Here is an 8,133-nt window from a genome sequence, read left to right on the forward strand (position 1 = left end):
CCTTTTGTCGAATTGTTGGGCTGCCTCAAGAAGCCCTTGTTGGCGCAGAACCCCCGGGCGGCGGGTGGCGCCCGGGGGGGCGGTTGTGCTGCCCACCCGGGGCCGGGGCCCAAGCCCCCCCCCAGCCACACCCTGGGGGGGGGTGGGCCCCACGTGGCGCCCCCCCCCCGACGACGACTTTCCAGGCGAGGTTCAGGCCAGGCCTTTCCGGCCGCCGCCATGGCGTTGGTGCCGTCGCCTGTCCCGAACCGGGGACGAATTTCAGTAAGGGCGGTAATTGCCCGCGCCCGAATAGCGGGCGAGGATGTTGTCGTGCACGATGGGGCTCAGCAGTTCGCTGAACGCACAGCCGACCATGCAGTTTTCCCACCACACGACCTGCGCTTGGAGCGATTCGAGCCCGGGTAGGGAAAGCCAGCACATCTGGCCTTCGTGCATGCGGTTGATCGCCGCCGCCGAGAAACCGGAAATCGAAAGGTCGTGAACCACCGTCTGGAACGCCCGACCACCCGAAGCGCGGAGCGACCCTGGAATGGTCAGCTTGGTCCGCGGCGCGCAGCGATCTTCCTGCGCAGCGAGCATGTAGCGATCCTGGGTCTGGTAGCTCATGGTGGCCCTTCCGTATCGAATTTCCGGTTATTCTATGTCCCGCACGCGCGGGTGATCTTGATCCGGAATCTCACGGAATTGGGTTACGAATGCGTAACCCGAATTGGTTAACTCATCCTTCCACGCGCTCTCGATGGAAGCCCTCGAAATCGTTAACAAGCAGTTCGACGAGGCGATTTGCGACCGTTTCGGGCGCTTTGACCGTCAACGGGTCCTCACCCGGGTAAGCCTTTGCGCGCATGCCGGTGCGAGTCGCGCCCGGATCGATCAGTGCGACCCTGACGCGCGAGATCTTCTCGATCTCCGCAGCGTAGCATTCCAGCAAATTGTCGAAGGCTGCCTTGGTCGCGCCATAGGCCGCCCAATAGGCTCGCGGAGCGGCGCCAACACTGCTGGTCAACCCGATTACGCGACCGGCATCGGCGCGCTTGAGCAGGGGATCGAAATTGGCGAGCAGTGCTTGCGTCGCCAGTACATTGACGGTGATTGCTTGCGAGAATTGCTTGCCGTCGATCTGTGTTACTGGGGTAAGGGCCGGTAGATAGGCAGCCGACATCACCAGTGCGTCGAGCTTGTCCCACCGTCCGCCAATCGCCGAAGCCAGCCGGGCAATGCCGTCACTTTCCGCCAGGTCGACGGGAGCAATCGTGGAGCTTCCGCCAACAGCGTGAATGCTGTCCTCGATCGTTTCGAGCCCACGCACATCGCGGGCTGTAAGGACCACGTGGGCCCCCGCAGCGGCCAGCGCCTGTGCCGTGGTCGCACCGATCCCCTTGCTTGCGCCGGTAACCAGCGCCAGCCTTCCTTCGAGCGGTTTGGTCATTACTCGGCAGCCTCTACCGGCAGGATGAGCTGCTGGAGCTGTTCCTCGCGATGGGCCTGATCGGTCAGAGCGGTCGGATATTCGCCGGTGAAACATGCATCGCAGAACTGCGGACAGGCGGCGTTGCGAGGCTTCTCGCCAACCGCGCGATAAAGCCCGTCGATCGAGACGAAGGCGAGGCTGTCGGCCTTGATGAACTGGCGCATGGGCTCCAGTTCCATCCGCGCGGCCAGCAGCTTGCTGCGTTCGGGCGTATCGACGCCGTAGAAGCAGCTATGCGCGGTCGGCGGGCTGGCGACGCGGAAGTGCACTTCGGTGGCCCCGGCGTCGCGCATCATCTCGACGATCTGCATCGACGTGGTGCCGCGGACGATCGAATCGTCGATCAGGACGATTCGCTTTCCCTCGACCAGTGCGCGATTGGCGTTGTGCTTGCGCTTGACCCCAGCATGGCGGGCACCATCGCTCGGCTGAATGAAGGTGCGCCCGACATAGTGCGAACGGATGATGCCAAGTTCGAACGGGATGCCCGATTCCTGCGCATAGCCGATGGCGGCCGGCACACCGCTGTCCGGCACAGGTACGACCAGATCGGCCTCCACCGGCTTCTCGCGTGCGAGTTCTGCACCGATCGCCTTTCGCGCTTCGTAGATGCTGCGCCCGTCGAAAACCGAGTCGGGTCGGCTGAAATAGACGTGCTCGAAGATGCAGGGGCGCGGGCGATGATTGCCGAATGGGTGAAGCGAATCGACATTCCCCGCGAAATCGACCTTGATGATTTCGCCCGGTTCGACCTGGCGGACGAACTCCGCCCCGACCACGTCGAGCGCCACGGTTTCCGAGGCGAATACCGTGGCATCGCCGATCCGGCCCATCTGCAGCGGGCGGATACCCAGTGGATCGCGGCAGGCAATCATGCCCTCCGGCGTCATCACTATCAGCGCATAGGCGCCTTCGAGCAGGCGCAGCGCGTCGATCAGCCGGTCCATCGTTGTGGGATAGCGGCTGGTTGCGACGAGGTGGATGATTACCTCGGTATCGCTGGTCGACTGGAAGATCGCACCCCGCCTTACCAGGTCAGCGCGCAGCACGCCTGCGTTCGAGATATTCCCGTTATGCGCGACGGCGAAGCCACCGCTGGCCAGGTCGGCATAGAGCGGCTGGACATTGCGCAGGCCCGCGCCGCCCGTCGTGGAATAGCGCACGTGACCCGCAGCCATCATGCCGGGCAGTTCGGCGATAGCTTCCTGGCTCGAGAAGTTCTCCGCAACATGGCCGAGGCCGCGGCGGGTGAAGAATTCGGAACCGTCGAAGCTGGTGATGCCGGCGGCTTCCTGCCCGCGATGCTGCAAGGCGTGCAGGCCAAGCGCGGTCGCGGCGGCAGCATCGGTCGCGTTGATCGCGCCGAATATGCCGCACTCTTCGCGCAGCTTGTCGCCATCCTCGTCAAGGAACGGGTGGGTAAGGTTCATCAAGGGCCTGTCCGCGCGACTGTTCCGGATGCGGGCCCCAATGGCGATGTTACGGCCCGATTACAAGGGTAGTGCGACCAGTGGTCCCCGCGGGGAACGATTTCATTGCACGGAAAGGTTAGCCTGCTTAAACGCCGCAGGCATCCGCAGCGAATAGCAAGGCCTGCCTTGATCCTATCTCCTTTCGAACGAACGATCGCCAAGCGCTACCTGCTTCCGGGCCGGGGCGAGGCTTTCATCACACTGGTCGCAGGCATCTCCATCGGGGTGGTCATGCTTTCCGTCGCCATGCTGGTGATCGTGATGAGCGTGATGAACGGCTTCCGCGCGGAGCTGTTCGACAAGATTGTCGGACTCAATGGCCATGCGATCGTGCAGGCCTATGGCGGCCGGCTCGAAAACTGGGAGGCGATGCTTGAAGAAGTGCGCGCCACACCTGGGGTCACGCAGGCCAGCCCCTTGATCGAACAGCCATTGCTGGTGACCTTCAATGGACGCGTCGAAGCGATCTTGGTTCGGGGAAATACCCCGCAGGACCTCAAAGGATATCAGAGCAAGGTTGTCAGCGGCGACCTGGCACAGGTTCGGACGGGTGATGGCAGGGTGGCTCTGGGTGTCCGCCTGGCCGAAAACATCGGCGCTCGCGTCGGCGATACGATCACCATCATCAACCCCCAGGGGCGCTCGACCCCGTTTGGCACCGTCCCGCGTCAGATCGGGTATGAGGTGGCGGCGATATTCGAGATCGGTATCTACGATTACGATAGCACCTATGTCGTCATGCCAATGCAGGACGCGCAGACGCTGCTGCTGCTTGGTGACGCGGTCCAGATGATCGAGGTGAAGGTCGACGATCCGGACGAAGTCGGTGCGATCCTGGAGCCAGTGCAACGCGCGGTGAAGGGCCGTGCCGTGGTTGCCGATTGGAAGACGATCAATGCCACCTTGTTCGAAGCCCTTCAGGTGGAACGCGTTGCAATGGCATTTGCATTGAGTTTCATGGTCTTGGTCGCGGCTTTCAATATTCTTTCTAGCCTTGTCATGCTGGTTCGCGCGAAGACTCGCGACATTGCGATCATGCGGACCATGGGCGCGACGCGGCAAAGCCTGATGAAGATCTTTGTCACCACCGGCTTCACGGTCGGCGCGATTGGCACGGTGGCCGGTTTGGTGCTTGGTTTCCTTGTGCTCTACTTCCGCCAGGGGATCGTCGAACTTATCGGCCGCGTGACAGGGGTCGAGCTGTGGGACCCGCAGATGCGCTTCCTGACAACGCTGCCGGCCAAAACTGACCCGATCGAAGTCGCATTGATTGTCTTGCTGGCACTGGTGCTCAGCTTCCTCGCCACGCTCTATCCCGCGTGGAAGGCGGCAAGCACCGATCCGGTACAGGTGCTGCGTTATGAGTGATTTCGTTGTCGAATTGCGCGGGCTAACCCGCAGTTTCGAACAGGGCGGGGTGCGGATCGACGTGCTGCGCGGGGTCGATCTGGCGATCCGCCCTGGCGAGATCGTTGCATTGCTTGGACCGTCAGGCTCAGGCAAATCGACCTTGTTGCAGGCGGTGGGTTTGCTCGAAGGGGGCTTTGGCGGTGAAATCGTGATCGCCGGGCAGTCGGCAGAGAAATCCAATTCTCGGATGCGAACGACCATGCGCCGCGACCATTTGGGCTTTGTCTATCAGTTCCATCATTTGCTGCCCGATTTCGACGCGGTCGAGAATGTGGTGTTGCCTCAGCTCGTAGCCGGAAAACCGCGCGCGGAGTGCGAAGAACGCGCCCGACAACTTCTTACCGCCCTGGGCCTCGCCGAGCGACTTGATCACCGCCCGAGCCAGCTTTCCGGCGGGGAGCAACAGCGGGTTGCGGTGGCACGCGGATTGGCGAACCGGCCAAAGCTTGTGCTGGCCGATGAACCCACCGGGAATCTCGACGAGGCGACAAGCGACAAGGTGCTCGAGCAGTTCCTGTCGTTGGTGCGAGGCGAGGGTAGCGCGGCCCTGATTGCGACGCACAATGAACGCCTGGCGCAAAGGATGGATCGCGTGGTGCGGCTGCACGAAGGCCTGCTAGGGTAGCGGAGCCTGACGTGTTCGACTACGCTGGATCAGCGAAGGAGGACTCGTATGACCGACCATCCCAGCACGTTCCGCGCAGAAGGTTGCGATCGCGGAGGAATCCAGTGGGATGCGCGGGCGACCCTCTACGGTGAAGGCAATGGCGGTGGCTTGCTCGATGGGGCCAAGGGTCTGCGAAATGGCGGCTTCGCAGAACTGATCATGCTGGTCATGCTGATGCCGCCGGTAGATCGCCGCCGATACTACATCGAGAAGCTCGGCGACCGTAGGTTTCACGCTGCCGAGATCGAGGCGCTCTCCACGCGCGACGATTTTCCCGTTTCGTAGATCGGGTTCATTCTTCCATCGAGTTGGGGTTCCAAGCGTATTCGTCATGGCTCAACCCGTCAGTCGGGGAGGATTGCCATGATTGCGAACATGATTGCCTTGCTGATTGCCCAGGCGAGTAGCTCGACAACGGTGCAGCCAGCACCGCCGCCGGCACCTTGCGAGGGTCCTGAATTCGCTGCCTTCGACTTCTGGGTCGGCGAATGGAAGGTCTACGCCCCGGGTCGCGAGGCACCGATCGCCAATAGCTTGATCGAGAAACTCTATGCAGGCTGTGCCATCCGCGAGAACTGGGTGCCGCTCAGGGGCGGAGGCGGGGGAAGCCTATCGGCCTTCGATCCCAAAACCGGACGGTGGCACCAGACCTGGATTGGTGGCGGGCCTGGCCCCGTGTTTTTCGACGGTGGGCCCGCCGGGAACGCAATGGTTCTCACTGGGTGGTGGCCCGGTTCCGGGCCCAATGGTGAGGATGGCTGGACAAGAATGACCTATTCGCCGCTGGACGGCGGCGCGGTTCGGCAGCATGGTGAGTTTTCAGCCGATCACGGCCTGAGCTGGGTAACCAGCTTCGATTTCACCTATCGCCGCAAGGAATAGCCCCCAGATGACCACCATCGCCGATTTCACAGTCGCCACGAACAAGGGCGACGCGCTCGATCTCAAGGAGAAGCTCGGCAAGGTGCTCCTGGTGGTCAATACCGCCAGCAAGTGCGGCTTCACTCCGCAGTATGATGGACTGGAGAAACTGTTCCAGGACTACAAGGACAAGGATTTCGAGGTTCTTGCCTTCCCATGCAACCAGTTCGGTAGCCAGGAACCTGGCGATGCGGATGAGATCGAGAGCTTCTGCAAGGTCAATTTCGGCCTGACTTTCCCCTTGATGGCCAAGATCGACGTCAACGGCCCCGAGGCGAGCCCGCTGTTCGACTGGATGAAGGGCGAAAAGCCGGGATTGATGGGCTCCAGGGCGATCAAATGGAACTTCACCAAGTTCCTGATCGACCGTGAAGGCAATGTCGTGAAGCGCTATGGGCCGGCCGACGCACCGAAGACGATCGCGAAGGATATCGAGAAGCTTCTGTAACCCACGCGTCGATCCGTTCGAAAGCCAGCCCATGCTTGCCGACCTAAACCAGTGGTTCCTCTCGCTCGGCGCCGACTATGGCGTGAATCCTTATATCTTCGGGGCAATCTACGTCGGGGCTATCCCTTTCTTCTTCACTTCGATCGGGTGGCTGGTGAAACGCGCGCGGGCAGGGCGCTCGACCGTGGTCCCTACCATGTGCGCCGGTTTCTGCTTTGTTTCGGCCTACCTCTATCTGGCAGTGGCCGGGCGCAATATCCCGGTCTGGGTGTGGATCTTCCTGGGCGCTCTGATCGTCTATGGAGCCGTTTCGACGATCCGCGACACCCGCAGGAAAATCCGCGAGGGGCAGTAACTAACATTTCTCCACCGCTTGTGGAGAAATGAGGTCCCTGCTGCCCTTCCGAATCCGGCGGAATTTCCTAATCTGGGACGATGTCGTTCAAGCCCTTCGTCCCGCTGCGCGTATTGTCGGCCTATTCGATGCTCGAAGGGGCGATCGATCCCAAGGCAATGGCCAAGCTGGCGAAGGAGCGGGGCTTTCCCGCCATGGCGATCTGCGACCGCAACGGCCTTTATGGCGCGGTCATGTTTGCCGGGGCCTGCAAGGCGGAAGGCATTCAGCCGATTATCGGTGCGCTGCTGGGCGTCGCGCGCGAAGCGGAAGGCAAGCAGGTCGACTACCTGCCGCTCTATGCGCAGGATGAAGCGGGGTATGACAATCTCTGTCACCTCGTTTCGAAGGCACACCTCGATCGGCCGCTCGAGTTTGAGCCGCATGTGCGACTGGAAGACCTCGACGGGCATACCAACGGCCTGATCGCACTCACGGGCGCCGCTGATGGAGCGCTGACCCGCCTGCTGGCCGAAGGCCAACAGGCGCACGCCGAAGCACTCGCGGACCGGCTTCAGGCACTGTTCCCGAACCGCCACTATGTCGAGCTCGCTCGGCGCGGTGATCCGGTGGAGGAGCGGGCAGAAGCTGCGCTTGTCGACCTCGCCTACGCGCGCGAATTGCCGCTGGTCGCGACCAACCCGGCCAATTACGCCGAACCGCATATGCACAAGGCGCATGACGCCATGCTGTGCATCGCCGGTTCGACCCACGTTGACGCCGAGGATCGCGTCCGCTCCAATCCCGAAAGCTACGTGAAGACCTTTCACATGATGGAGGAAGGCTTCGCGGACCTTCCCGAAGCGGTTCAGAACACGTCGGTCGTGGCGCAGCGCTGCGCATACATGCCCCCCTACCGCAAGCCGATCCTGCCTAGCCTTGCTGGCGATCTCAAGGGTGAGGCACGCATGCTGGAGGAGGACGCGCGCAAGGGTCTGGAGGCGCGGCTCGCGCTCTATGGCGAACTCTCGGAAGAGGAACGGAAGGTCTATCTCGACCGCCTCGATTTCGAGGTCGGGATCATCAACCAGATGGGCTTTCCTGGCTACTTTCTGATCGTTGCCGACTTCATCAAGTGGGCCAAGGATCACGATATTCCCGTGGGTCCGGGGCGCGGATCGGGTGCCGGCTCGCTGGTCGCTTGGGCGCTGACGATCACCGATCTCGATCCGATCAAGCTGGGCCTGCTGTTCGAACGCTTCCTCAATCCCGAACGCGTGTCGATGCCTGACTTCGATATCGATTTCTGCGAAACGCGGCGCGGCGAGGTGATCCGCTATGTTCAGCAGAAATACGGGCACGACCACGTCGCGCAGATCATCACCTTCGGTAAGCTTAAGGCGCGCG

At 61.9% G+C, this 8,133-nt stretch carries 10 protein-coding genes; 7 read left to right on the forward strand and 3 right to left on the reverse strand.

Annotated elements, in window-relative coordinates; translation table 11 throughout:
• Window positions 1–261: 261 nt before the first annotated feature.
• The 3 genes from AAFM29_RS15850 to purF form a co-directional block, all read right to left on the reverse strand.
• Window positions 262–609, reverse strand: coding sequence for a PilZ domain-containing protein (locus AAFM29_RS15850; protein WP_341713750.1), 348 nt, complete (start codon window positions 607–609; stop codon window positions 262–264).
• A 112-nt stretch (window positions 610–721) separates the two neighbouring features.
• Window positions 722–1,432, reverse strand: coding sequence for an SDR family NAD(P)-dependent oxidoreductase (locus AAFM29_RS15855; protein WP_341713751.1), 711 nt, complete (start codon window positions 1,430–1,432; stop codon window positions 722–724).
• Entirely contained in the window at window positions 1,432–2,904 is a 1,473-nt protein-coding gene (purF, locus tag AAFM29_RS15860) for an amidophosphoribosyltransferase (RefSeq protein ID WP_341713752.1), read from the reverse strand. Before purF ends, AAFM29_RS15855 begins: the two co-directional genes overlap by 1 nt.
• Window positions 2,905–3,072: 168 nt before the next feature.
• Between purF and AAFM29_RS15865 the strand changes: the two genes are divergently transcribed.
• The 7 genes from AAFM29_RS15865 to dnaE all read left to right on the forward strand — a co-directional run.
• Window positions 3,073–4,314, forward strand: coding sequence for a lipoprotein-releasing ABC transporter permease subunit (locus AAFM29_RS15865; RefSeq protein ID WP_341713753.1), 1,242 nt, complete (start codon window positions 3,073–3,075; stop codon window positions 4,312–4,314).
• Window positions 4,307–4,981, forward strand: a complete 675-nt coding sequence (locus AAFM29_RS15870) for an ABC transporter ATP-binding protein (protein WP_341713754.1) — start codon at window positions 4,307–4,309, stop codon at window positions 4,979–4,981. The genes AAFM29_RS15865 and AAFM29_RS15870 overlap by 8 nt, the downstream gene beginning before the upstream one ends.
• A gap of 48 nt (window positions 4,982–5,029) precedes the next feature.
• Complete coding sequence (locus tag AAFM29_RS15875) at window positions 5,030–5,308, forward strand: hypothetical protein (protein ID WP_341713755.1); 279 nt, start codon at window positions 5,030–5,032, stop codon at window positions 5,306–5,308.
• A 78-nt stretch (window positions 5,309–5,386) separates the two neighbouring features.
• The gene (locus AAFM29_RS15880; protein WP_341713756.1) at window positions 5,387–5,905 is read left to right on the forward strand and encodes a hypothetical protein; all 519 of its coding nucleotides are present in this window, start codon (window positions 5,387–5,389) and stop codon (window positions 5,903–5,905) included.
• 7 nt (window positions 5,906–5,912) lie between these two features.
• Window positions 5,913–6,392: a glutathione peroxidase gene (locus tag AAFM29_RS15885; RefSeq protein ID WP_341713757.1), complete on the forward strand. Its 480-nt coding sequence runs from the start codon at window positions 5,913–5,915 to the stop codon at window positions 6,390–6,392.
• A 31-nt stretch (window positions 6,393–6,423) separates the two neighbouring features.
• Entirely contained in the window at window positions 6,424–6,747 is a 324-nt protein-coding gene (locus tag AAFM29_RS15890; protein ID WP_341713758.1) for a hypothetical protein, read from the forward strand.
• An 80-nt stretch (window positions 6,748–6,827) separates the two neighbouring features.
• Window positions 6,828–8,133 (forward strand): DNA polymerase III subunit alpha (dnaE, locus tag AAFM29_RS15895; protein WP_341713759.1); only part of this gene is annotated, 1,306 nt, incomplete at its 3' end.

This window comes from Erythrobacter sp., assembly GCF_038133525.1.
In the GTDB taxonomy this organism is placed as follows: Bacteria; Pseudomonadota; Alphaproteobacteria; order Sphingomonadales; family Sphingomonadaceae; genus Qipengyuania.